General features: G+C 65.2%; 22 protein-coding genes. 16 read left to right on the top strand and 6 right to left on the bottom strand.

Annotation, left to right across the window (positions count from 1 at the left end; all coding sequences use genetic code 11):
* Positions 1-2: 2 nt before the first annotated feature.
* The 6 genes from KXD98_RS17515 to KXD98_RS17490 are packed head-to-tail and all read left to right on the top strand — an operon-like array spanning position 3 to position 7,728.
* Positions 3-1,199 carry an MCE family protein gene (locus KXD98_RS17515; protein WP_260759627.1) on the top strand — a complete coding sequence of 399 codons (1,197 nt, stop codon included), beginning with the start codon at positions 3-5 and terminating at the stop codon, positions 1,197-1,199.
* Positions 1,196-2,221 (top strand): MCE family protein, encoded by a 1,026-nt coding sequence (locus KXD98_RS17510; RefSeq protein ID WP_260759626.1) that lies wholly within the window; start codon positions 1,196-1,198, stop codon positions 2,219-2,221. The genes KXD98_RS17515 and KXD98_RS17510 overlap by 4 nt, the downstream gene beginning before the upstream one ends.
* Positions 2,222-3,325 carry an MCE family protein gene (locus KXD98_RS17505; RefSeq protein WP_260759625.1) on the top strand — a complete coding sequence of 368 codons (1,104 nt, stop codon included), beginning with the start codon at positions 2,222-2,224 and terminating at the stop codon, positions 3,323-3,325.
* Positions 3,309-4,787: an MCE family protein gene (locus tag KXD98_RS17500; protein WP_260759624.1), complete on the top strand. Its 1,479-nt coding sequence runs from the start codon at positions 3,309-3,311 to the stop codon at positions 4,785-4,787. The genes KXD98_RS17505 and KXD98_RS17500 overlap by 17 nt, the downstream gene beginning before the upstream one ends.
* Entirely contained in the window at positions 4,784-6,136 is a 1,353-nt protein-coding gene (locus KXD98_RS17495; RefSeq protein WP_396881532.1) for an MCE family protein, read from the top strand. Before KXD98_RS17500 ends, KXD98_RS17495 begins: the two co-directional genes overlap by 4 nt.
* Positions 6,136-7,728, top strand: coding sequence for an MCE family protein (locus KXD98_RS17490; RefSeq protein ID WP_260759623.1), 1,593 nt, complete (start codon positions 6,136-6,138; stop codon positions 7,726-7,728). Before KXD98_RS17495 ends, KXD98_RS17490 begins: the two co-directional genes overlap by 1 nt.
* A gap of 22 nt (positions 7,729-7,750) precedes the next feature.
* Here KXD98_RS17490 and KXD98_RS17485 read toward each other — a convergent pair whose 3' ends face one another.
* Positions 7,751-8,269, bottom strand: a complete 519-nt coding sequence (locus KXD98_RS17485) for a hypothetical protein (protein WP_260759622.1) — start codon at positions 8,267-8,269, stop codon at positions 7,751-7,753.
* A 130-nt stretch (positions 8,270-8,399) separates the two neighbouring features.
* Between KXD98_RS17485 and KXD98_RS17480 the strand changes: the two genes are divergently transcribed.
* Positions 8,400-8,747 (top strand): hypothetical protein, encoded by a 348-nt coding sequence (locus tag KXD98_RS17480; protein ID WP_260765267.1) that lies wholly within the window; start codon positions 8,400-8,402, stop codon positions 8,745-8,747.
* Between the two features lie 12 nt (positions 8,748-8,759).
* On the opposite strand, the gene KXD98_RS17475 is transcribed toward KXD98_RS17480, so the two are convergent.
* Positions 8,760-9,200: a hypothetical protein gene (locus KXD98_RS17475; RefSeq protein WP_260759621.1), complete on the bottom strand. Its 441-nt coding sequence runs from the start codon at positions 9,198-9,200 to the stop codon at positions 8,760-8,762.
* Positions 9,201-9,253: 53 nt separating this feature from the next.
* Positions 9,254-10,543 carry a cytochrome P450 gene (locus KXD98_RS17470; protein ID WP_260759620.1) on the bottom strand — a complete coding sequence of 430 codons (1,290 nt, stop codon included), beginning with the start codon at positions 10,541-10,543 and terminating at the stop codon, positions 9,254-9,256.
* Between the two features lie 178 nt (positions 10,544-10,721).
* On the opposite strand from KXD98_RS17470, the gene KXD98_RS17465 reads away from it, so the two are divergent.
* Positions 10,722-11,321 (top strand): TetR/AcrR family transcriptional regulator, encoded by a 600-nt coding sequence (locus KXD98_RS17465; protein ID WP_260759619.1) that lies wholly within the window; start codon positions 10,722-10,724, stop codon positions 11,319-11,321.
* A gap of 40 nt (positions 11,322-11,361) precedes the next feature.
* Here the strand turns inward: KXD98_RS17465 and KXD98_RS17460 are convergent, their stop codons facing one another.
* Together KXD98_RS17460 and KXD98_RS17455 are read right to left on the bottom strand one after the other, a co-directional pair.
* Complete coding sequence (locus KXD98_RS17460; protein ID WP_260759618.1) at positions 11,362-12,516, bottom strand: thiolase family protein; 1,155 nt, start codon at positions 12,514-12,516, stop codon at positions 11,362-11,364.
* A gap of 13 nt (positions 12,517-12,529) precedes the next feature.
* The gene (locus KXD98_RS17455) at positions 12,530-12,964 is read right to left on the bottom strand and encodes a Zn-ribbon domain-containing OB-fold protein (RefSeq protein ID WP_260765266.1); all 435 of its coding nucleotides are present in this window, start codon (positions 12,962-12,964) and stop codon (positions 12,530-12,532) included.
* Positions 12,965-13,528: 564 nt separating this feature from the next.
* On the opposite strand from KXD98_RS17455, the gene KXD98_RS17445 reads away from it, so the two are divergent.
* Genes KXD98_RS17445 through KXD98_RS17410 form a run of 8 tightly spaced genes read left to right on the top strand, consistent with a single transcriptional unit; the run spans position 13,529 to position 22,669 of the window.
* Positions 13,529-14,149 (top strand): TetR/AcrR family transcriptional regulator, encoded by a 621-nt coding sequence (locus KXD98_RS17445; RefSeq protein WP_260759617.1) that lies wholly within the window; start codon positions 13,529-13,531, stop codon positions 14,147-14,149.
* Positions 14,146-16,188, top strand: coding sequence for a hydantoinase/oxoprolinase family protein (locus KXD98_RS17440; RefSeq protein ID WP_260759616.1), 2,043 nt, complete (start codon positions 14,146-14,148; stop codon positions 16,186-16,188). The genes KXD98_RS17445 and KXD98_RS17440 overlap by 4 nt, the downstream gene beginning before the upstream one ends.
* Positions 16,185-18,011, top strand: coding sequence for a hydantoinase B/oxoprolinase family protein (locus KXD98_RS17435; RefSeq protein ID WP_260759615.1), 1,827 nt, complete (start codon positions 16,185-16,187; stop codon positions 18,009-18,011). Before KXD98_RS17440 ends, KXD98_RS17435 begins: the two co-directional genes overlap by 4 nt.
* Positions 18,012-18,039: 28 nt before the next feature.
* Positions 18,040-18,246: a hypothetical protein gene (locus KXD98_RS17430; protein ID WP_260759614.1), complete on the top strand. Its 207-nt coding sequence runs from the start codon at positions 18,040-18,042 to the stop codon at positions 18,244-18,246.
* A complete protein-coding gene (locus KXD98_RS17425) occupies positions 18,246-19,844 on the top strand; it encodes an AMP-binding protein (RefSeq protein WP_260759613.1) in 1,599 nt (532 codons plus the stop codon). Before KXD98_RS17430 ends, KXD98_RS17425 begins: the two co-directional genes overlap by 1 nt.
* The gene (locus tag KXD98_RS17420; RefSeq protein ID WP_260759612.1) at positions 19,841-20,608 is read left to right on the top strand and encodes an SDR family NAD(P)-dependent oxidoreductase; all 768 of its coding nucleotides are present in this window, start codon (positions 19,841-19,843) and stop codon (positions 20,606-20,608) included. The genes KXD98_RS17425 and KXD98_RS17420 overlap by 4 nt, the downstream gene beginning before the upstream one ends.
* A 13-nt stretch (positions 20,609-20,621) precedes the next feature.
* Positions 20,622-21,407: an enoyl-CoA hydratase/isomerase family protein gene (locus tag KXD98_RS17415; RefSeq protein ID WP_260759611.1), complete on the top strand. Its 786-nt coding sequence runs from the start codon at positions 20,622-20,624 to the stop codon at positions 21,405-21,407.
* Positions 21,404-22,669: a thiolase family protein gene (locus KXD98_RS17410; protein WP_260759610.1), complete on the top strand. Its 1,266-nt coding sequence runs from the start codon at positions 21,404-21,406 to the stop codon at positions 22,667-22,669. The genes KXD98_RS17415 and KXD98_RS17410 overlap by 4 nt, the downstream gene beginning before the upstream one ends.
* On the opposite strand, the gene KXD98_RS17405 is transcribed toward KXD98_RS17410, so the two are convergent.
* The gene (locus KXD98_RS17405; RefSeq protein WP_260759609.1) at positions 22,670-23,926 is read right to left on the bottom strand and encodes a CdaR family transcriptional regulator; all 1,257 of its coding nucleotides are present in this window, start codon (positions 23,924-23,926) and stop codon (positions 22,670-22,672) included.
* Between the last annotated feature and the right edge of the window lie 22 nt (positions 23,927-23,948).

Below are 23,948 nucleotides of genomic sequence, written 5' to 3'. Positions count from 1 at the left end.
AGTTGAACAACGGCTACGCACGACCCCTGGCGGGACTCGCGCTGGTGCTTGCCTTGGTGGCGATCCTGCTGGTCTCCGTCGGGTTGTTCGCCGGCACGTTCACCAGAACCGTTCCGGTGACCGTGATCTCCGACCGCGCGGGTCTGGTGATGAATCCAGACGCCAAGGTCAAGATGCGCGGTGTGCAGGTCGGCACCGTCAAGTCCATCGACTACCGACCCGACGGCACCGCGGAGCTGCGCCTGGACATGGATCCGTCGCAGATGCACCTGATTCCGCGCAATGTCGACGTCGACATTGCGTCCACGACGGTGTTCGGCGCCAAGTTCGTCCAGCTCGAGGCGCCGGCCGATCCCGACGCCGAACACCTGCAGAGCGGGCAGGTGCTGCAGGGCCAACACGTCACCGTCGAGGTCAACACCGTGTTCCAGCGCCTGGTCAATGTGCTCGACGCGGTGGAACCGATGAAGCTGAACCAGACCCTGGGCGCGATCTCGCAGGCGTTCAGTGGGCGCGGCGAGAAGTTCGGGCAGACCTTGAGTGACTTCAACGCGTTGCTGGCCACGCTGGAGCCGAGCCTGCCGAATCTCGCCCACGACATCGAGGTTTCGGTGCCTGTGCTCCAGGCGTATGCCGATGCCAGCCCCGACCTGATGTCGGCGGTGGACAGCGCCACCCGGCTGAGCAACTCGATCGTCGACGAGCAGTCCAATCTGGATGCCTTTCTGGTCAGCGCCATCGGGTTGGCCGACCTGGGCAACGAGGTCGTGGGCGCTAACCGTCAGGCGCTGACCGATGTGCTCGACGTGTTGGTGCCCACCACCGATCTGCTTCGGCTCTACCGCAAGTCACTCTGGTGCGGCATCGGCGGTCTGGTGCCGTTCGCCAAGTCGGCTCCGCAGTACTCCGGTGTCTTCGTCAATGCCGGCCTGACCCTGGGTGTCGAGCGCTACCGCTACCCCGGTGACCTGCCGAAAGTGGCGGCCACCAGCGGTGGTCGCGACTACTGCGCCGAGCTGGGTCTACCGGAGTTGCCGGCCGGGTTCGTGCCGCCGCAGATCATGGGTGACGTCGGGTCCAATCCCTCACGGTACGGAAACGCCGGGATTCTGCTCAACTCCGAGGGTCTGAAGAACTGGCTGTTCGGACCGCTGGACGGACCGCCGCGTAACACCGCGCAGATCGGGATGCCCGGATGACGCGCTCTGTCGGAACCCTCATCAAGTTCAGCATCTTCGGGTTGGTCATGGTGGTGCTGACAGCCTTCCTGTTCCTGGTCTTCAGCGACACCAGAACCGGTGCCACCAACGAGTATTCGGCGGTGTTCAAGGATGCGTCCCGCCTGGAGACCGGCGACACCGTGCGCATCGCGGGCATCCGGGTCGGCACCGTCAAGGGCGTTTCGCTGCAGCCGGATCGATCCGTACTGGTCAGATTCGACGCCGACCGTGACACCGTGCTGACTACCGGCACCCAGGCCGTGATCCGCTACCTGAACCTGGTCGGAGATCGTTACCTCGAACTGGTCGACACCCCCGATTCCACCCACATCCTGCCGGCGGGTAGTCAGATCCCGCAGACGCGCACGGCGCCTGCGCTGGACCTGGACCTGTTGCTGGGCGGACTCAAACCGGTGATCCAGGGCCTCAATCCGCAGGACGTCAACGCACTGACCTCGTCGCTGGTGCAGATCCTGCAGGGGCAGGGCGGAACGCTGGAATCACTGTTCTCGAGGTCCTCGTCGTTCACCAATACGCTGGCCGACAACAATGCGGTGATCGAGGGTGTGATCGAGGATCTGCGCATCGTGCTCGACACGCTGTCCGAGGACGGCGAGGAGTTCTCCGGCGCCATCGACAGGTTCGAGCAACTGGTGAGCGGGCTGTCCGCGGACCGGGACCCGATCGGTACCGCCATCGAGGCATTGGACAACGGCACCGCGTCGATGGCCGATCTCCTCAGCCGCGGCCGGGCACCGCTGGCAGGTGCGGTCGACGAATTGCACAGACTCGCTCCGCTGGTGAGCAACGACCTGGACCGGCTCGACGCCACGCTGCAGCGGCTCCCGGAGATCTACCGCAAGTTGGCTCGGGTGGGTTCCTACGGCGCCTGGTTCCCGTACTACATCTGCGGTATCACCTTCCGTGCCAGCGATCTGGAGGGACGGACAGTGGTCTTCCCCTGGATCACCCAAGAAACGGGAAGGTGCGTGCACGAGTAAATGCTCAAGTACCGCGGTTCTCACCTCGCCCGAGCTGGTTTCATCGGCGTCACGCTGATGATCCTGATCATCGCTGTCGGACTGCAACCGGAGCGTATTCTGCAGTGGGCCACTGCTCTTCGGTATCAGGCGCTGTTCGTCGAGGCCGGCGGCCTGTCCGTCGGCAATGATGTGACAGTGTCGGGAATCAAGGTCGGGTCGGTGTCGTCGATCGAACTCGACAATGGTGATGCGTTGGTCGGTTTCTCCATCGATGGCAGGTACGCGCTCGGGTCCGACACCACGGCCCATATCCGCACCGGAACGCTGCTCGGTGAGCGTGTGCTGGCGCTGGAGTCGGCGGGCAGTGGAACCCTCGATCGTCGGGAGGTGATCCCGACGTCACGGACCTCGTCACCCTACTCGCTGACCGACGCGGTCAGTGAGCTGACCGCCAACACCGCCGACACCGACACTGCCTCGCTGAATCAGTCGCTGGACACCCTGGCTCAGACGCTTGACCAGGTGGCTCCGCAGCTCGGTCCGACCTTCGACGGGTTGTCGCGGCTGTCCAGATCGTTGAACAACCGCAATGAGAGCCTGGCCGAACTGTTGCGCACCGCCGGCGAGGTGACCGGAATTTTTTCCGAGCGCAGCGCGCAGGTCAACCGGTTGATTCTCAACGCCAATGATCTGCTCGCGGTGCTCAACGACCGCCGCCATGCGATCACCAGTCTGCTGGCCAACATCGCGGCGGTGGCACAGGAGCTTCGCGGGGTGGTCGCCGACAACGAGGCCGAGCTCGCTCCGGCGCTGGAGAAACTCAACACGGTGCTCGCCGTGCTGGAGAAGAACCGGGACAACCTGGCCAAGATGCTGCCGGGTGGCGCGAAGTACTATCTGACCCAGGGTGAGATCGTCTCCAACGGCGCGTATTACAACGCGCTGGTGCCCAACGTGCAGCCCGCCCAGCTTCTGCAGCCGTTCCTGGAGTACGCGTTCGGATTCCGCCGCGGCGTCGACGCCGGCCAGCCGCCCGACAATGCCGGCCCGCGGGCCGAGCTCCCGTTCCCCGTCAACAGCCTCCCGCAGCCAGGAGATCTTCCCCATGACGGCAACCCGTAAGCCGTTGGTGGCAGGTACGGCGATCCTGCTTGCCACTTTGCTTGTCGCCGGTGCGGCATTTCTGGTGCGCCAGGTGTTCTTCGGGCCGTACACCATCACGGCGTACTTTCCGACGGCCACCGCGATCTATCCCGGTGACGAGGTACGGGTGTCGGGTGTCAAGGTCGGCTCGATCGACCGGATCGAGCCCGAAGGTACCCAGACCAGGATGACCCTCAAGGTCGACCGCGGCGTCGGCGTGCCCGCCGAGGCCAGGGCCGTGATCGTGGCGCAGAATCTGGTGGCCGCCCGCTATGTCCAACTCACCCCTGCCTACCGCGAGGGGAGCGGCCCGACGATGGGTGACGGCGGTGTGATTCCCAGTGAACGCACCGCCGTGCCGGTGGAGTGGGACGAAGTCAAGACGCAGCTGACCCGCCTGGCCACCGAACTGGGTCCGCAGGCCGGTGCCGACGGGACATCCATCTCGCGGTTCGTCGACAGCGCAGCCGACGCCATGGGTGACGGCAACGGCGAAAAACTGCGCGAAACGCTACGCCAACTGTCCGGTGCCGCACGGATCTTCGCCGAAGGCAGCGGCAACATTGCCGACATCATCACGAACCTGCAGGTTTTCGTCACCGCGCTGCGCGACAGCAAGCAGCAGATCGTGCTGTTCCAGAACCGATTGGCCAGTCTGACCAGCGTGATCAACGACAGCAGATCCGACCTGGACTCTGCGTTGACCGAGTTGTCGTTGGCCATCGGTGATGTTCAGCGGTTCGTGGCGGGCAGCAGAAACCAGACCACCGAGCAGGTTCAGCGGTTGGCGAACGTGACCCAAGTTCTGGTCGACAATCGGCTGGCGTTCGAGAACGTGCTGCACATCATGCCCAACGCGATTGGCAACTTCAACAACATCTTTTATCCCAACGGCGGTTCGGTGACCGGGGCATTCGCGCTGTCGAACTTCTCCAACCCGGTGTGGTTTTTCTGCGGCCTGATCGGCGGAGTCGCCAATACCACGGCGCCGGAGACCGCCAAGTTGTGCGCTCAGTACCTGGGGCCGGCCCTGCGCCTGCTGAACTTCGGGAACCTGCCGTTCCCGATCAACGCCTACCTTCGCCCCGCTGTGAATCCGGACCGATTGATCTACACCGACCCCAAGATCGCTCCGGGGGGCAGTGGACCCAATGACCCTCCCGAGCCTCCGCCGACGGTGTCGGCCTACACCGGCGCCGGTGATATTCCGCCGCCGCCGGGGTGGGGTGCGCCTCCCGGCCCGCCGGGGCTGTACACGACCGGAAACGACGGTGCCGCCATTCCGTCGCCGCCGCTGTTCCCGGGCGCACCGATCCCCGGCCCGCCGCGCGTCCTGTCCGATTTGCCGCCCCAGCCCCAGACCGTCGACGGTTTGCTGCTGCCGCCGACGCCGGCGCCGGATGCGCCGCTGTTGCCGGCCGAAGGGATGCCGCCCTCATGATCTTCGGAGCGAAGCGACAGAGCATCTCCGGTGCGAAACGACTGGGCGCCCTCGGAATGGGGGTGGCGCTGTCGATGACCGGCTGCGCGTTCCAAGGGGTGAACTCGCTGCCGCTGCCCGGCGCCACGGGCCGCGGACCCGATGCAGTGACCTATACCGTGCAGATGCCCAATGTGGCCACGCTGGAATCCAATTCCCCGGTGATGATCGATGACGTCGTCGTCGGCAGCGTGGGCAAGATGACCGTCGACGGCTGGCACGCCAATATCGAGATCTCGGTCAAGCCGGACGTGACGGTGCCCGCCAATGCGGTGGCCACCATCGGTCAGACCAGCCTGCTTGGCTCGATGCATCTCGCCTTGAACCCCCCGCTGGATGAGCAGCCCAGAGGTCGCCTGCAACCCGGGTCCACCCTGGCGCTCAATGAGTCGTCGGTGTACCCGACCACCGAACAGACGCTGTCCTCCCTGTCCACCGTCGCCAACGGTGGTGGGCTCGGACAGATCGGCGACATCATCCACAGCATGAACACCGGGATCTCCGGTCGAGAGAACGAGATCCGGGAACTGCTCATCCGCCTCGATGACTTCGTCGGGGTGCTGGAACAGCAGCGCGGCAACATCGTCGCCTCGATGCAGCAACTGCGCCGGGTCGCCGGAACCTTCGCCGGGCAGCGTGAGGTCATCGACCGAGCGCTGACAGAGATTCCGCCGGCCATCGACGTCCTGATCGAGCAGCGTCCGCAGTTCACCACTGCGCTGGACCGGCTCGGCCAGTTCAGCGACACCACGGCCCGGTTGATCAACGATGCCGGCGACGACCTGGTCCAGAACCTGGACAACCTGGGTCCGATCCTCGGGGCGTTGGCCGACATCGGACCCGACCTCAGTCTGGCGCTGCTGTGGGCGACGGCCTTCCCGTATGGCCCGACGTTCGCCGACCGGATCACCCGCGGGGACTACATCAACCTCTGGGCGAGCTTCGACTTGACCTATCCGAGGTTGAAGAAGACCCTTCTGCTCGGAACCCGCTGGGGTGACGAGAACGCGAAACTGATTCCCGCCCCGGGTGATCCGTACTACTTGAATTATTCCTACGACCCGCTCAAGCTCGGCGTCGCACCTCCACCTGGCCAAGCGTTGCCGCCGCCACCGGAAGCCTCGGTGGCGCAAGCCTTACCGCCGATGACGCAGCCGATGTTGCCGGTGACCCCGCCGCCCCCGGCTGCACCGTGGTTGCCTCAGTCTCAACCCATCACCGGTGAGCAGATCTTCGCCGGCCCCTACGGCGCTGAGGCGGCGCCCGAGCCGGCAGTACCCGCCGTCCCGGCACCGGAAGGTGGTCGCTGATGCTGACCCGCTTCGTTCGCAATCAGCTGATCATCTTCACGATCGCGTCGATCGTCGGCGTGGCCGTGATGGTTTTCACCTACATGCAGGTGCCGACTCTGCTCGGAGTCGGCCGGTTGACGGTGAAGTTGGAGTTGCCGGCATCCGGCGGGCTCTACCGGTTCAGCAACGTGACCTATCGAGGAGTGCAGATCGGCAAAGTGACCTCGATCGAGCTGACCGAGAACGGCGCGGAAGCCACGCTGTCGCTCGATACGTCGCCGCAGGTACCGGCCGATCTGCAGGCCGAGGTCCGCAGTGTCTCCGCGGTCGGCGAACAGTACGTCGATCTGCGTCCTCGCACCGACTCCGGGCCCTATCTGGAGAACGGATCGCGAATTCCGGTGCAGAACACGTCGATTCCGCAGCAGGTCGGCCCGATGCTCGATCAACTCAGCGCCATGGTGGAGAGTCTGCCGAAGGATCGCATCCCCGACTTGCTCGACGAGACGTACGCGGCGTTCAGCGGTGCAGGCCCAGAGTTCGGGTCGTTGCTGGACTCTGCAGCCAAGGTGACCGAGGAGGTCAACGACGTCTCCGACCAGACCCGCACCCTGGTCGACGACATCAGGCCGCTGCTGGATTCTCAGGCCGAGACCACCCAGGCGATCCGCACGTGGGCACGCAGCCTCAGCGGGATCACCTCCCAGGTGGTGCAAAACGATCCGCAGCTACGGTCAATTCTGCAGCAGGGGCCGGGATTCGCCCAGGAAGTCAGCGCGTTGCTCGAGCAGGTCAAGCCGACTCTGCCGGTCCTGCTCGCCAACCTCACCACGGTCGGCCAGGTCGTGTTGACCTACAACCCGTCCATCGAGCAGTTGTTGGTGGTGTTCCCCAGCATCATCGCGGCGCAGCAGTCCTTCGGTCTACCTCACAACAATCCGACCGGTCTACCCAGCGGTGACTTCGCGCTGACCATCAGTGACCCGAATCCGTGCACCGTAGGATTCCTGCCACCGTCCCAGTGGCGCAATCCCGAAGACGAAACGGTGATCGACACCCCGGACGGCCTGTACTGCAAATTGCCACAGGATTCGCCGCTGAACGTGCGCGGCGCCCGCAACTATCCGTGCATGGCGCATCCCGGCAAGCGTGCGCCCACCGTCGAGTTGTGCAACGACCCGCGAGGATTCGTTCCGCAGGCCATCCGTCAGCACATCCTCGGCCCGTACCCGTTCGACCCCAACCTGGTCAAGCAAGGCATCCCGCTCGATGACCGGGTGGACTTCGAGGAGCGGATCCATGCGCCGATCGAGGGCACTCCGCTGCCGCTAGGAGGCGAGCCGTCGGGTCTGCAACCCGGTCCGGCGCCGCCGCCGCCCGGTGTCACGCCGGTCCCGGACCCCCCGCGGGGGCCGGCTGACGCCATGGACCCTGACGGTGGAGCGATTCCTGTTGCACCAAGTGCCCACGCCGGCAACGGCTCTGCCGGTCCGTCGGTGGCGACGGCGCAGTACGACCCGAACACGGGCCTGTTCGTCTCGCCGGACGGCTCGCTGCAGAAGCTGGAGAACGGCACACCGAAATCCTGGAAAGACCTGCTGCCGACGTGATGGTGCCGGTGGAGTGGGCGAGCTAAGACAGTTTCTCGGCCCGCACCGGCAGCTCGATCACCTTGGGCATGTTGACCCCGCAGGCCCCGCTGTCGCTGCTGGTCAGGTTCCGGCCGCCCATGGTGGTCGCGAACCGGTTGACTCGACGTTCGATCGTGGGATCCATACCCCACATGACGAATCTCTGGTGTCCCGTGGCGAATGTTCCGTCCGGACACGGCAACCAATTCGGCACCTCGTGTTCGATGAACCACAGGTCGTCGAGACGGGCCGAGGCCGTCCACCCCAGGCTGCTGTTGACCTCGCCGGTGCACTCGATCGGGCTGACACAGTTGACGTCGACGGTCCAGGTCTCCTGCACCGACTGCTGCTTGATGAGCACGCCGTTGGTTCTGGCCCATTGCCCGTTGGAGAAGACGCTCCACGTGCCGCTGATGTCGACACCCCAGTCGTAGGCGGTGGCGGTGGGCGCTATGGCGAGGCCTGCCACCGCGGTCACCGCCGTTGCGGCCATGACGCCGAATGTCCGTGCAATACCCATGACCCAGAGCCTAATGGTGGCTCGAGCGCGGCTCTTCGAAAAGGAGAATTTCGTTATTCAGTTATGTGAAAATGGCCTGGTGCGCTTTGTTTTCGCGGGACTTGCCGCCTTGACCGCTCCGGTGTGGCTGATGGCCGCACCGCCGGTGGCCGCCCAGCCGCCGCCTCCTCCACCGGGCGCCGAATGCAACTACCCGAACTGCACGCCCGGCATCCGACCCAATGTGGTGTTGGGCTCTTACTGCAACAACACCACCTACTACGTGTTCGGGGTGACCGACTGGGGTCGGCTGGTGTTCTGCGGCTCGCCGCGACGCTACGAACCCAGGTGGTTCCGCTCCCCGGAGATGCACGGCATCAAGAACGAGGGCGACCTGTGCCCGTCGTTGGACGGTGATGTGGCTCAGGCGCCCGACGGATTGTTCCTGACGTGTGTCGCCAGGGACAACAGGAGCGCGTGGGAACGCGGGGACCTCTGAGCTGGGCTGGGTTCACCAGGGGCGCAACGAGCAGAGCGCGCCCTTGCTCCCCGAATCCGTGGCGACCACGACGTCGTCGACGCGCAACTCACACACGAAACCCGGCTCCTGTAGCGGCTGAGTCGAGGGGCCGGGCAGCCCGACGACCACCATGGCCCATGCGTCGGGGTTCGCCAGCATGGTTTCGAACACCCAGGCCTTACCGGGACCCAGGTCGGCCTCGACGTTCGGGGTGAACTGGTACGGATTGTGGCTGTATTCGGCCCAGTTGGGCGGGTCGACCTCGCGGTAGTAGATCTCGGCGTTGGTGATGTCCTGGCTGGCGCCCACCGTGTAGCGGACGTGGCGCAACGGTGGCTGTGCGTCGGCCACGCCGGCAGCGAACACCGTGGTCGCAGTGCACAGCCCGGCTATTCCGGCAGCAGCCATCGGCAGCGCTTTCGTCAACACCATTGCCGAATACTAGAACGCAAAATCATTCCATGTGGGTGAAACGGCTTATGCGCTCACCGAATTGGTGTGAAGGTGATGTTGAGTTCGGTCAGGCCGCGCAGGATGAAGGTCGGCTCGTAGGTGTAGCGTCGGTCGCCGGGCCGTCCGTGGTGTTCCTCGTCGATGGCGATGTCACCCATCCGGTCCAATATCCGTTCGATCGAGACACGTCCTTCGACCCGCGCTAGCGGCCCGCCCGGGCACGAATGGACCCCCCGACCGAACGCGATGTGCTCGCGCACGTTCTTGCGGTTCAGGTCGAACTCGTGCGGGTGCTCGAACCTGCTGGGGTCGCGGTTGACCGCGCCGGGACACACCATCAGCGTGGTGCCCGCCGGTACGTCGACATCGCCCACTCGTGTCGGCTTCTTGGCCAACCGGAACTGGCTCTTGACCGGGGCGTCCATCCGCAACGCCTCTTCGACGAACACCGGAATCCGGCTGCGGTCGTGACGCAGAGTCTCCTGGATGTCGGGGTGGTCGCCGAGCACGCGCAGCGACGCCGACAGCAGCTTGGTAGTGGTCTCCTGGCCGGCAGCGAACAGGAAGGTTGCCGAGCGCACCACCTCGATGGCCGGCGGTGTCGACCCGTCCGGGTACTTCGACGTCGCGAGAGCAGTGAGCACGTCGTCACGGGGGTTCTCGCGGCGGTCCTCGATGTAGCCGAGGAACTTTTCGTCGAGCCATTCCAGGGGGTTGGTCGAGACCAGGTCGGTATGGTCCAGCGATCCCACGTTCGCGCCTGGGCGCGGGGCGCCGAGCACGGCGCGGAACTCCTCGTGGTCTGCTTCGGGTACTCCGAGAAGATCAGCGATCACCAACAGCGAGAACGGCTTTGCGTAAGCGGTGAGGAACTCGCAACGGCGCACCGTCCCGTCGCCGATGATGTCGTCGAGGACCTCGTCGGCCAGCCGCCACATGAAATCCTCGTTCTCTTTGAGCCGGCTGGGCGTCAGCAGCCGGTTGAGCAGCGAGCGGGCGTTGGTGTGGTCGGGCGGGTCCATCGTGACCATGTGCTCGAACATCGGCATCTGGGGCCGGTGCGCGGTGATCTGATCGGTGATGTCATCGCCCTCGGGGGTGAACGGCAAGGGCGGGAAGGGGCCGGCGACCGCGATGCACGACGAGAAGGTGTCGGTGTCCTTCAGGACCGTTGCTGCCTCGTCGTAGCCGGTCACCGCCAGTACGCCGTAGTGCGGTTCTTTCACTACTGGACACTTGCTACGCAGGTGATCGAAGTACGGATGGGGGTCAGGCACCAGGGACGGGTCGGTGAAGTAGTCGATCGTGTCGAAGTTGCTCATGTCCAGTGCCTCCCGGGCTGCGGGTTGTGGAGCCGATGACAGAAACGGCGTGGGGTTTGGCAAATGCTGAGCACCTGCTTAGCATGACCGGAGAGTTAGGGTCAAGATCGATCCGGGTGCCGGGCCGGCCTCGGCGCTGGGGATTGTGTGTGCCACCCGCCGGAGAGGGGAGTTGAGCATGACGTCGTCGCGACGTATCGGGGCGCCGGACGCGAAGAACCGTGTGGTGCTGCTCGACGCCGCCGAGCAGATGCTTCTCGAAGAGGGGTACGCCGCGGTGACGTCGCGACGCGTCGCCGACCGGGCGGGTCTCAAACCCCAACTGGTGCATTACTACTTCCGCACGATGGAAGACCTGTTCCTGGCGGTGTTCCGCCGCCGTGCCGAAGAAGGAATGACCGCGTTGCAGTCCGCGCTGCGTTCTGCACAACCGCTGTGGGCGTTGTGGAGGTTCAGCACCGCTCCGGAAGCCACTCGACTGACCATGGAGTTCATGGGACTGGCCAACCATCGCAAGGCGCTGCGCGCCGAGATCGTCTACCACGCCGAGCAATTCCGGCAGGTGCAGAACCAGGCGATCGCCGACGCTCTGCACCGGCACGGTGCCGTCGCCGACGGCGTGCCACCGGTGGTGTGGACCATCTTCGCCACCGCGGTGTCCCAGGCGATCGTGATGGAGCGGGCACTGGGTATCAGCACCGGACACGACGAGGCCTTCGCCTTCTGCGAGGAGTGGTTGCGCCGGCTCGAGGGTGAACCGCTGCCGGCGGATCCGTGACACACGACACGCTGTAGCGGAACGGATTTCGGGCCGGGGTTTACAACGACAGGATCGTTGCCGACGCGGTTCCTGGTGCGCCGTACACCTGAGCCAGACCCACTCGCGGTGCGCCGGGTACCTGGCGGTCACCGGCTTGTCCGCGCAGCTGGCGTACCAACTCGTGCATCTGGCGCAGTCCCGACGCGCCGATCGGCTCACCATTGGCGATCAGTCCGCCGTCGGTATTGACCGGGAGGCTGCCCCCGATCTCGGTGGCACCGTCTGCCAGCAGCTTCTCTTGCTCGCCGTCGGCGCACAGGCCGGTCTCGGCCATGTGGATGACCTCAGCTCCGGCATCGGTGTCCTGCAGCTGCGCGATGTCGACGTCTTCGGGCCCGATGCCGGCGGCTTCGTAGGCAGCCCGGGCAGCGAACACCGTCGGCGAGGGATCCTCGTCCAACGGCGCTGAGGTCGCGTGCACCTCGTAGGCGCCGTAGGTTCGCGTGCGGATCTCGCTGGCGCGCACGTAAACCGGCTTGTCGGTGTACTTGTGGGCGATCTCGGCACGACACATCACCACCGCGGCCGCGCCTTCGTCGGGCGCGCAGAACATGTACTGCCGCAGCGGGTAGTTCAACACCGGCGAAGCCATGATCTCTTCGACGGAGATTTCCTTGCGTCGGAATGCATTCGGATTCAGCACTCCGTTGCGGAAGTTCTTGTTGGCCACCCGTGCGAGCGTCTCCTCGGAGATGCCGTGCTGGTGGATGTAGCGGTTGGCTTTCATGCCGAAGAACTTGGTGGTGACGAACTGCCCGTTGTTGGCGTACCACTGCGGCAGTGCCAACTTCGCCGGGTCGTCGGTGAATGCCCCGCGCGGGTGTTTGTCCAGTCCAATGGCGATACCGATGTCGTACTTGCCCAATCGGATGGTGTCGGCGGTCTGCTGGATAGCCGATGCAGCGGTTGCACACGCATTGAAGACGTTGGTGAACGTGATTCCGGTCAGTCCGACCAAACGGGTCACCGCGTCGGGGTTGGACACCTCATAGCTACCGCCGAACCCGAACTGAATATCCTTCCAGTCCAGTTTGGCGTCGGTGAGCGCGGCCTGGATCGCCTCGGCACCCATCTCCATGGCGGTCTTGTCGAACCGGCCGAAGGGGTGCAGCCCCACCCCGATGATCGCGACCGAATTGTCTGCGGTGGTCATGCTCGTGGCCTCCCTAGACCGGCCTGAACGCGAAGGTGACGACCTCGCTGCCGTCCTCATCGGTGGTGAACGGAATCATCGTCAGCTCGACCTGCTGGCCGAACTCAAGCTTGGCCGGGTCGTTCTCGGTGAGGCGGCCCTCGACCCGGATCACGTCGTCAAGCTGCACCAACCCGACGCCGAACGGGATGAAGTCGTTGCCGGTCGGGCCTTTGTACGGCGGGCCGGGCGGGAAGCCTTGGGTGGTCCAGGCGACCAGGGTGCCCCGGCGAGGCAGTAGCACCGCCGACATGTCGGCAGAGCTGCATCGCGGGCAGCGCGCCTGCACCGGAAAGGTGGTCGCGCCACAACTGGCGCACCGGCTCCCGATCAGCTGTGGGTTCTCGGCTGGCCAGGTCGAGATTTCGGGCGCCAGCGCCCGCTGAGAGGTCGACACGGGATTGACAATAATTGGAAATGGCGTTCTCGTCTAGGGAGAATCTCTGTGCGATACCAGGGCCGCGGTGTGGTGGCGAGCGCGCTGTGACCCGAGCGCGGTGTGCTCGTCGATGCCGTAGTGGTGCCACAGCCCGGCGCCACCCGTCTGGCGGTGCCCGACGGGTACGTCACACTCGCCGGGGGTTGGCAGAAGAATGCCGAAACGGCAAGGGGGATATTGGAATACGCACGCGATCACCTGGCGCCTTGTCTGAAGTGGGTCGGGTCGAGCTCTATCCCCTGCCCAAGGGATACCCGGCAGGATCCGCCGAGTGGACCTGCGCAGTCACGAGGAATAAGCCCACGTCGCCGGAGGGCTGATCGCGACCGCACGCGGGTATGAAGGCCTGCTAAGTACCTGACATCGTTGCCACGCGAACCGGAAGTCTCCACGTCGGCGGCTTGGGCACTCGTGCTTTCTCCGGGCCAGAGCGGGGATGTTCGAGCAGGCGACAGGCTCCTTGACAGTCAGCGAGAGGCCGCGCTAGCGTCAACTTGACCGGCCGGCCGGTAAAGTTGATCGAAGGGCGAACCCATGGCGGAAACCGACACCGTATTCGAAAAGCCGCAGATACCCGAACGTATCCTCGTGGCAGCTGCTCGCGTGATGGAACGCGAGGGATTCGCCAACGCGTCGTTGCGTCAGATCGCCGAAGAGGCCGGCATGACTAAGGCGGGCTTGTACTACCACGTGGCCAGCAAGGAAGCACTGCTGTTCGCTCTGCACGAGCGGTTCGCCAGCCGGTTGCGCGATTACTCCGAACGTGTTGCGGCCGCCGACCTGACTGCGACCGAAAAGCTGCGTCAGTTGATCAGCCAAACTGTCCAGACAGCGGCCACCTACCACTCCGAGGGCATCGTCTTCCTGCGCGAGTACGGCCATCTCACCGGTGAGATGGCCGCGATGCTCTCCGCCGAACGCGACCGATTCCGCGCGATCTTCGAAGCGGTGATCGCAGACGGTGTAACAACCGGTGAGTTTCGTTCTGGCACACCATATGTGGATGCGCTTGCGATCCTCGGCGCGTGCAACTTCACGGCCTTTTGGTACCAGCCGGACGGGCCGCTGAGCCCGGAAGAAATTGCCGAGGCGTTCGCTGGCCGCCTCATCTACGGCATGAGCACAACACAGACCGACAACGGAGGCCCAGCATGACGCTGCGGATAGGCATCGACACCGGTGGGACCTTCACCGACCTGGTACTCGCCGACGGAGATGAAGTGCGCATCGGCACGAAAGCCCTGACGACCTATGACGACCTTGCGAATGGGTTGCTTCGTACGCTGGAGAAGGCTGCGCCCGGCGACAAAGCCGTCGATCAGATCGTGCACGGCACCACGGTGGCGCTCAACGCGATCCTGACCCGAGGTGGGGCCGAGATCGGCATGGTGACCACCCACGGCTACCGCGATCTGCTCGACATGGCGCGCGGGTGGCGGCCATCGCATGCGATGGTTGATCCCCGCTGGCGGCGACCGCATGAATTGCGACCGATCGTGGAGCGGTACCGCCGCCGCACTGTCAGTGAACGGACCATGGCCGACGGCGAAGTGCTGGTATGCCTCGACGAGCAGAAGCTGCTGGACGAAGTCGAACGGCTGGTTGCGGAGGGCTGCCGGGGGATCGCCGTATGTTTCCTGCACGCGTACAAGCATCCGCAACACGAGCAGCGGGCCGCCGAGCTCATCCGTGAGCACTTCCCTGACGTCAGCGTGAGTACCTCGGCGGAGGTGGCGCCGTTCCCGCGTGAGTACAACCGATTCTGCACGTGTGTGCTCAACGCCTACGTACAACCGCTGATGGAAAGCTACACGTCGAGAGTCGAAGGGCGGCTGCGCGAGGCCGGCATCAGCGCGCCACTGATGTTCATGACCAACGACGGCGGCCTGAGCACGGCCGAGCAGGTTACCTCGCGGCCTGTGGCGACGTTGAACAGTGGGCCGGTCGGCGGGGTGATGGGTGTACAGGCCTACGCCGAGCGATTGGCCATGCCCAACCTGGTCGGCTTCGACATGGGCGGCACCAGCACCGAGGTCGCCGTGGTGGTGGACGGCCGCGCCTCAGTCAAGCGCGAACTCGAGATCGAGCACGACCTGCTGGTGAGCCTACCGGTGGTGGAAATCCACAGCATCGGCGCGGGCGGGGGCAGCCTGATTACCCTCGACGAGGGCGGTGGGCTCAAGGTAGGGCCGGAGAGTGCGGGCAGCGATCCGGGCCCGGCCTGTTACGGCCACGGCGGCAGCCAACCAACCGTCACCGATGCGTTCCTGCTACTGGGCGTGCTGGATTCAGAGGTGGCGCTTGGTGGCGAGATCTATCCCGACGTGGCGGCCGCCGAGGCCGCGTTCGCGCCACTGGCGGCGGCCCTGAATCTGAGTGTCGCCGATGTCGCCCGCACCGCGGTAGAAGTTGCCATTCACAACATGGCCGAGGCTGTGCGCCGCTTGACGGTGTATCGCGGCGCCGACCCGCGCGAGTTCGGCCTGGTGAGCTATGGCGCGGCCGGTCCGCTGGTGGCCAGCCAGATCGCCCGCGCGCTGCAGATGGAGCGGGTGGTCACCCCTGCACTGTCGGGTGTGTTCTCCGCTTTCGGATTGCTGACCGCCCAGGCCTTCGAGGAGGAAGTCACCCCGATCATGGCGCCGGTCTCGGCGGGGGTAGCCGAGGACATATGCGCTCGGGCCAGGCAGAGTCTGGACACACTCGCCGGGCAACTACGTGGCCGCGGCAATTCAGGTGTCGTGGTCGAAGCCTGGGTCGACGCCACCTATCTCGGACAGCGCTGGGAACTGGCCGCTATCATCGACCCGCAACATCCGCAGCCGATGGAGCATCTGACCGAGGCTTTCGCGGCGGCGCACCAGCGCCAATTCGGCTACAGCCTGCCGGCCCCGATATACGTCCAGACACTGCGTACCCGCGCGGTTTCGACCGACCAGCGGCGACTGTCGCCACCCCGGCTGACCGCCACTCAACCGTCCCAACCCAGGCGCCGCCGCGACATCACGCTGATGGGTCAGCTCAATCACGACGTGCCGATCTATACGGCGGACGACTTCGCCCCGGGCCAGGTGGTGCACGGCCCGGCAGTGATCGAAGCACAGACCTACACCGGAGTGCTCGTCGCCGGGGACGTGGCGACAGTCAACGAATTCGGCGATGTGGTCATCGAGATCGAGGAGGACAGCCTGTGACAACTCTGGCCCCGCAGCCCGTGTCGGTTCTCGGCGCACACGACGTGCAAGCGCGCTACGGCGTGGATCTCACCACCGCCGAGGTCATTCGGCATGCGCTTGAGCACATCGGCCTGCAGATGCAGATCAAGATCAACACAGCCGCGCTGAGCCCGCTGCTCAGTGAGGTGAACGACTTCGGTATCGGCTTGTTGGCGCCGCGGGACGCGGAGCGCGACCTCGACTTCGACGCGATCGCGATGGGAACGGCTGCCCCCGGGCACTACGTGATCAACCAGTACTACGCCCGGATGGCCATCGAGCACTGGGGCGTGGAGAACTTCAAGCCCGGTGACGTGATCATCTTCAATGACCCGTACCGCGGCGGCAGCCACATCAACGACGTGGGCACCTTGATGCCGATCTTCCTCGACGACGGTGAGCTGATCGGTTTCGCGGCGGCGATCACCCACTGGCTGGACATCGGCGGTCCGATTCCCACCGGGTTCGGGCCGGGGTTGCAGCGCGACATGTACGCCGAGGGGATCCGCATCTCGCCACGACACCTGTACCGCGAGGGGCAGTTGGTCCGGGAGACCGTCGAGCTGTTCACCGAGCAGACCCGTATCCCCGAGATCAGCATCAACGACCTGCAGGTCATTCATTCGGCACTCTCGTTGGGTGCCGAGATGGTGTTGCGCTACATCCGCCGCTACGGACGCGACGCCTACGCCGGCGCCGTCCAGTACACCCTCGACCACACCGAACGTGCGATGCGGGCGGCGCTGAACCAGATCCCCGACGGTGAATACACCGCCGAGGACTACATGGACAACAACATGGATGGCGACCCCATGTTGATCCGTTGCGCAGTGCGCAAACGCGGCGACCAGGTGGAGGTCGACTTCTCCGGTTCATCCCGAAACGAGTGGGGTGGTTTCGCGTGCACTTGGTCCGACGCAGTGTCGGGTGCCCATTTGGGACTGCAGGTGGCGTTGCCGGACTCCATCAGCCCCAACGCCGGCGCTTACCGTCCCGTGCACGTAGTGGTCCCACCCGGCTGCTGTCTGCACGCTCTGCCGCCGATGTCCACCAACGCAGGTCATACCATGTTCATCGCCAAGGCGATCAACCTGGTGAAAAGAGCGTTGTCACAGGCTGACCCGGCTTTGGCGCTGGCCGAGAACTATGACGACGTGCCGTTCATGAGCTTCGTCGGGTCGGACACCCGTGGCGGCATTCCGACACCGTTCATTTTCATCAACGTGTTCCAGGGGCCCTTCGGTGGCACCGCGCAGGGTGACGGCAGCTGCTACACCTTCATGGAGGGCGGCAACTGCATGGTGACCTCGGTCGAACTCGAGGAAGAGACCTTTCCGGTATTGCTGTTGGAACGCGAGTTCGTCGCCGACACCGCAGGACCCGGGCAGCACCGCGGTGGGCCGGCCACCCGCACCGTGATCGTGCCGTTGGCCGACTGTGAGAGCTCGTTCCAGCTCGACCAGTGCCGAATCGCACCGCAGGGCGCGCTGGGCGGCAGCAGCGGTACCCGCGGTTTCATCACCATCTATCGCGGTGGGCTCGATGCCTGGGCCGACGGCACCGGCCTCAGCGACCCTGACGTGCTCGCCGGCATCGTCGATGAGTCCGGGCGGCTGGTCGACGGCGACGTGCCAGGCCGCACCGAGTTCCGGTCCAGCAAGCAGGCGGGAGTGCGGATTGCCGCGCGTGATGTCGTGGTCCATCAGGGGCCGGGTGCGGGCGGTTGCGGAGACCCCGCCCTCCGCGACCCCGACGCCATAGCCCGCGACGTCCGCAACGAGATCGTATCCGCCGGGTCCTGAGCCGCGACCCCTCTGCAAGGAGTGACCAATGATATTTCCTCAGCCGACGGAGCTGTTCATCAGCGAGGTGACCGAGGACGTCGAGATCAGTTGCGAGCGCTGCGGCGCCGCGCGGCTGGCCCGGTACCGGGTGGTCGACTACCGCGGCTGGCTTCGGGTGCTGAAGTGCCGGTCGTGCCTTTACACCGTTGAGGCACAGCGGATCACCTCACCGGTACTGTCTGGGGAGGTGTAGTGAAGACTGCGCTGAAGAATGACCTCGACATAATTGACTCGGTCTTGAGCTCCGTCGTCGAACAATGGGTGGCACATGACCCCGACCGGGTGTGCATCGTGCAGGACGACGGCATCAATGTCAGTTACCGCGACCTCGACCAACGCGCGTCGGCTATCGCCGCCGCGTTGCGCGACCGTGGGGTGCGGGCTGGAGATCGGGTTATCACGCTGGTTCCCAACGATGTTCGCGCCATCTATCTGATGCTCGGGTTGAACAAGATCGGCGCTGTCGAGGTGCCGATCAACCCGGGACTGGTGGGCGCCAGCCTGCGGCACGTTCTGCACGACGCTGCGCCGGCGGCCGCCGTCATCGAAGCCGGGCGCCGAGCCGCGATTGAGGAGGCGTTGCCCGATAGCGCCCGCCCGGTGTTCGTCGACGTGATGACCGAGCACGGTACTCCGGCCGAGGGTCTAGACACCCTCGACAACATCATCGCGAATACCGTTGTGTCGGTCGAAACCTCGGCGCTGGGCTCGGACAGTGCGGCGATCATGTACACCTCCGGCACCACCGGCCTGCCCAAGGGTGCGGTGCTGCCGCATCGCGCTACGGTGCGCATCGGCGAACGCACCGTGCGCGCGCTGCGATTGACCGAGGACGACACGCTGATCACCGTGCTGCCGTTGTTCCACGGCGGCGGCAAGTATATGAACGTCGGTGCTTGTCTGATGGTCGGTGCCCGGATCGCGCTGGTCCGCAAGTTCAGCGCCAGCAAGTTCTGGGAGCAAGCGCGTCAGCATCGGGTGACGGTGGCTCACATGGTGGTGTCCATGGCGCATTTCCTTCTGGCCCAACCAGAGTCGCCCGCAGACCGGACCCACGGCATCACCCGTGCGCTGATCGTGCCGGCGCCGCAGGAGATGACCGATGCGTTTGCGCAGCGGTTCGGGATTCCGATCTTCGAGATGTACGGCAGCACCGAGATCAGCATCCCGATCCTGAATTCCTCCGACGGCACCGCGCCACGCGGCTCATGTGGCCGGCCATTCGAACCATATCGTCTCCGCATCGTCGACGAACATGACCGCGAGTTGCCGGCGGGCGAGGTCGGAGAGATCTGCATCAGCTGCGATGAACCCTGGGCGATGTCCACCGGATACTGGAATCAGCCCGAGGAGACTCTGAAGGTGTTGCGCAACTTCTGGTTCCACACCGGCGATGCGGGCCGGGTAGATGCAGAGGGGTACGTTTACTACGTCGATCGGTTCAAGGACATGATTCGCCGGCGTGGAGAGAACATCTCGCCACGCATCATCGAGGACGTCATCAACACCGTCAATGGTGTGGTGGAAAGCGGCGCCTACCCGGTGCCGTCGGAGTTCGGCGAGGACGAGATCGCCGTGGCGGTCGTCACCAACCGCGCGCTCACCGCCGACGACATCGCCGCGGCGTGTGCCGACGCATTGCCTCGTTTCGCGGTGCCGCGCTATGTGCGCTTCGTCGAGGCGCTGCCCAAGACCGAAACCGCCAAGGTGCAGAAGTTCAAACTCAAGCAACAGGGCCTGACCAACGCGGTCGAATTGCCACAACTCACCCCACAAGGAACGCAACGATGAAATTGGACGGCCGCTGCGCCATCGTGACCGGCGCCGCCTCCGGCATGGGCCGGGCCACTGCGCGAACCCTGCACCAGGCGGGCGCCAACGTGGTCATGCTCGACGTCGCCGAGGAGCCGTTGGAGAAGGCCGCCGCCGAACTCGGGGACGGAGCGGTGGCGTGTCGCACCGATGTCAGTGACGCGGACCAGGTCCAGGCCGCCGTCCGGTTGGCCGTTGACCGGTTCGGGACCGTGCATGCCGCGGTGAACTGCGCCGGAGTCCCGTCCATGATGAAGACGGTGTCCAAAGGCGTCCCACACAGCCTTGCGGTCTGGCAGCGCACCATAGATGTCAACCTCACCGGGGTGTTTAACGTGGTGCGTATCACGGCCGCGCAGATGGTCACCAATGAACCCGACCCGGAGACCACCGAGCGAGGTGTCCTCGTCAACATCGCCTCCGGGGCGGCCTGGGACGGCACCCGCGGCACGGTCGCCTATGCCGCCAGCAAGGCTGGTGTGATCGGCATGTCGATGCCGATCGCCCGTGATCTGGCTGGGGATGGAATACGTTGTGTTGCAATAGTTCCCGGTGTATTCCATACCGGGATGGCCGATGAGGTGAGTGAAACCGTGCTGACGTCCTTGCGAGAATCGGTGCTATATCCCAAGCGGATGGGCGATCCACCCGAGATCGGCAGCCTGGTCGAGCACATCATCACCAACTCCTACTTCAACGCCACCACCGTCTGTCTCGACGCCGGGCTGCGGGCCCGCCACTAGGAGTCAACCGAACATGTCACATATCCTGGAAAGCTATCGCAATGGCCGTGTGCAATGGCTGTGCCTCAACCGACCCGATGTGCTAAATGCGTTCAACAGCGACCTGCTCAACGAACTGCGCGTCGCATTTCAGCAGGCGACGGCCGACCCTCAGGTTCGGGTGGTGGTGCTGACCGGCAACGGCCGAGCCTTCAGCGCCGGCGGTGACCTGAAATTCGTGCTCTCAGAGCTGAACGGGGACGGCGGTGACGGGCCCGACGGGGTGGCCACCAGCGTCGACACATTCGCCGCAGTGCGAAACTGCCACAAGCCCGTGATCGCCGCGGTCAACGGCGCGGCCATCGCCGGCGGCTTTGAGGTACTCCTTTTCTGCGACGTGATCTTCGCTGCGGACAGCGCGCGCTTCGGCGACGGGCACGCCAAGTACGGCCTGCTGCCCGGGGGCGGCGGTGCTGCGGTGCTGCCGCGCCGGGTGGGGTTGAACCGCGCTAAATCCCTTCTTTTCAGCGGTGATTCACTGCCCGCGGCCACGTTGCGGGACTGGGGAATGGTCTGTGAGGTGGTGCCGGATGACCAATTGCGTGCCACGGTCGCCGAATACGCCACGAAGCTCGCCGAGCACAGTCCGCTGGTGCTGTCGGCGATGAAGGAAGTCGCGAATGCGGCGATGCACAACGATCAGGCAACAGCGCTGCGCCACGAAATGCTGGTACTGCGCAACCACATGAGCAGCCACGACTTCCGGGAAGGGCTCACCAGCTTCAACGAGAAGCGCCGGCCCACTTTCGAGGGACGGTGAGAACGATCGACGCTTACATTCTCGGCACCTTCGCCACGGCTGTCGGCAAGTTCCCCGACAAGGACCCGAAGGCGTTGACTCGAGATGCCTACCTTGGGGTGCTCGCCGACGCCCTCGTCGATGATCCCGACGTGATCGGTGGAGCCTGGTTCGCGAACATGCTGATGGACCACTGGCGCCAGCCCTATCTCAAGGGCCAGCTGTGCTTCGTGCCGTTGGTCAACGACGGCCTGTTTCCCAGGGGAGCGCCCGTCACCAACGTCGAGGGTGGTTGCGCCACTGGCTCGCAGGCGTTCAGCAACGCGTTGCGCGAGGTGCAGTCCGGGCACAGCGACGTGGCGTTGGCCATCGGAGTGGAGAAGATGTTCGACCCGGACAATCCGCGGGCGGCGCTGCGCGGCATGGAGGGTGCGCTGGACTGGCTGGATCCGGAGTCCTGGCAGAACCTCTATAGGCGCACCGCCGCGGCGAACGGGACGACGTTCGATACCGGACCGGAACGCGGGGTGGCGATGGATCTGTATGGGCTGTGGGCGCATTCGCACATGCGCGCATACGGCACCACAGCCGAGCATCTCGCTATGGCGGCCGCAAAGAATCACACCAACTCGGTGCACAACCCGCGCGCCCAGTACCGGTTTCCGATGTCGGTGCAACAGGTGCTCGAGGACCGAGTGGTCTCCGAACCGTTGACCCGGGCGATGTGCGCTCCGATCGGCGACGGGGCCGCCGCGGTATTGGTGTGTTCGCGAAAGCACCTCGACCGTTGTCCGGCCGAGGTGCGTGAGCGGGCAGTGCGTATCCGGGCCAACGAAATAGCCTGCGGCGTTTTCGATGTCTCGTGGGATGACGATCGAGCGCCGGTGCTGGCCGCCCGCCGCGCCTATCGGGCCGCCGGCCTTGCCCCGCGCGATATCGACCTGGTGGAGTTGCACGACGCGAGTTCGTTCGCCGAGATCCACCTGCTGGAGGATCTGGGCTTTTGTGACCGCGGCAAGGCCGGTGAGTACACCGCCGCTGGTGCCACCGCCATCGATGGTGAGCTCCCGGTCAACGCCTCCGGTGGCCTTGTCTCGCGCGGGCATCCGATCGGCGCAACGGGGCTGATGATGCTCAACGAGATAGCGATTCAGCTACGCGGGGAAGCAGGCGGCAACGCCGTCGCCAACGCCAGGATCGGGCTGGCCGAAAACGGTGGTGGGGTGATCGGCAACGACAGTGCGGTGTGCTCGGTGACGATCCTGGAGGGGCCGGACCGGTAGTCACCCGGCTGGGGCGGCGAGGGCCCGAACCAGCGGCGCGAGTTCGACTGCCATGCGCAAGTGGAGGCTGTTCGGACAGATCGGCCCGCCGAGTTGTTCCTCGATCCGCTCCAACCGCTTGATCACGGTGTTGGGGTGGACGAACATTCGGCGCGCGGTCCGGGTCGGGCTGGCCAGTTCGTCGAGGTACACCCGCAAGGTGTCCAACAGTCGCGCGGTGGTTTCGTCCGTGGCGCAGAGTCGGCCCAGTTCCCGCTCGACCAGGGCTCGGGCCGCCGCGAGGTCGCGGGTGGCCAGTGCGAGGTGGGCGACATCCTCGAACAGCACCACCCCCGTGCGCGACGTGGCAGCCGCGACGCGGTGACCCTCCAGCGCCTCTGCCCGGGTCTGCCGAAAACCGGCCAATCCTTCGTGCGGAGCGCCCAGGCACAGCAGCACCCGATCAGGCGCCGACAGGTCGCACACTGCTTCACGCCAGTTGTCCCGCAGCGGGCTGAACCAGCCGTAACATCCTTCCGCCGAGCGCACCGCCAGGTGCGCTCGGGCGCCGAGTCGTCCGACGAGGCGTGCGATCGTGGTGCTCAAGCGGTCCGCCGGGTCGTGCCCGTTGAACGTTGCCACGTAGGCGATCTGGGTGCAGTTGAACTCGTGGTGCAACAGGAGTTCGGCCTCACCCTGCTCGAGTTCGCCGGCCAGCACCCGGGTGACCAGTTCATGGCGCGCGGCCGCATTGCGCATCTGATGCAGCGATCGCGCGGCCTGGTAGGCCCGTGCTGTCTGGGTTCCGACGGAATGGAAGTAGGCGAACAAACGCGCCGAGGCGAATTCGAGGAGCTCGGCGCGATGCTCCGGTTCTACCCGGTGGAGCGGGCTGCGCAGCGCCGTCAACAACTGACCCCAGAGGTTTCCGTGCATTTTCTCGAACGATCGCAACAGGACCGCCAGCGCCGGCGTCTCGTCCCGGGCAAGCCGACGCGTGTAGTCATCGAAGACCGCAGGCATCACCACCTGAGTTGGTTCACCGGCCTGGCCCAGCACCTGCTGAAGGGCGCCCACATGGGCGCCGATGGCCGCGCGCACGTGGACTTCCGGCCGGTGTGGGGCGAAGGCGAGCTCGGGCAGCTCACCCAGCACCTCTGCGGTGAGCTGGTCGAGGATGGTGTCGTGTTCACCGGCGATCCAGGTGGACAGCCACCGCCACGGCTGCGACTCGGCGTCGTCGCGACACGCGTCCGGGGTGAGGGTGGGGGTGCTCATGGCGCCGATGCTAGGAAGAACG

Source organism: Mycobacterium sp. SMC-4 (genome assembly GCF_025263265.1).
GTDB lineage: Bacteria > Actinomycetota > Actinomycetes > Mycobacteriales > Mycobacteriaceae > Mycobacterium.
Note: the sequence above shows the minus strand (reverse complement) of the source record. Positions and strands in the feature narration are given on the sequence as shown.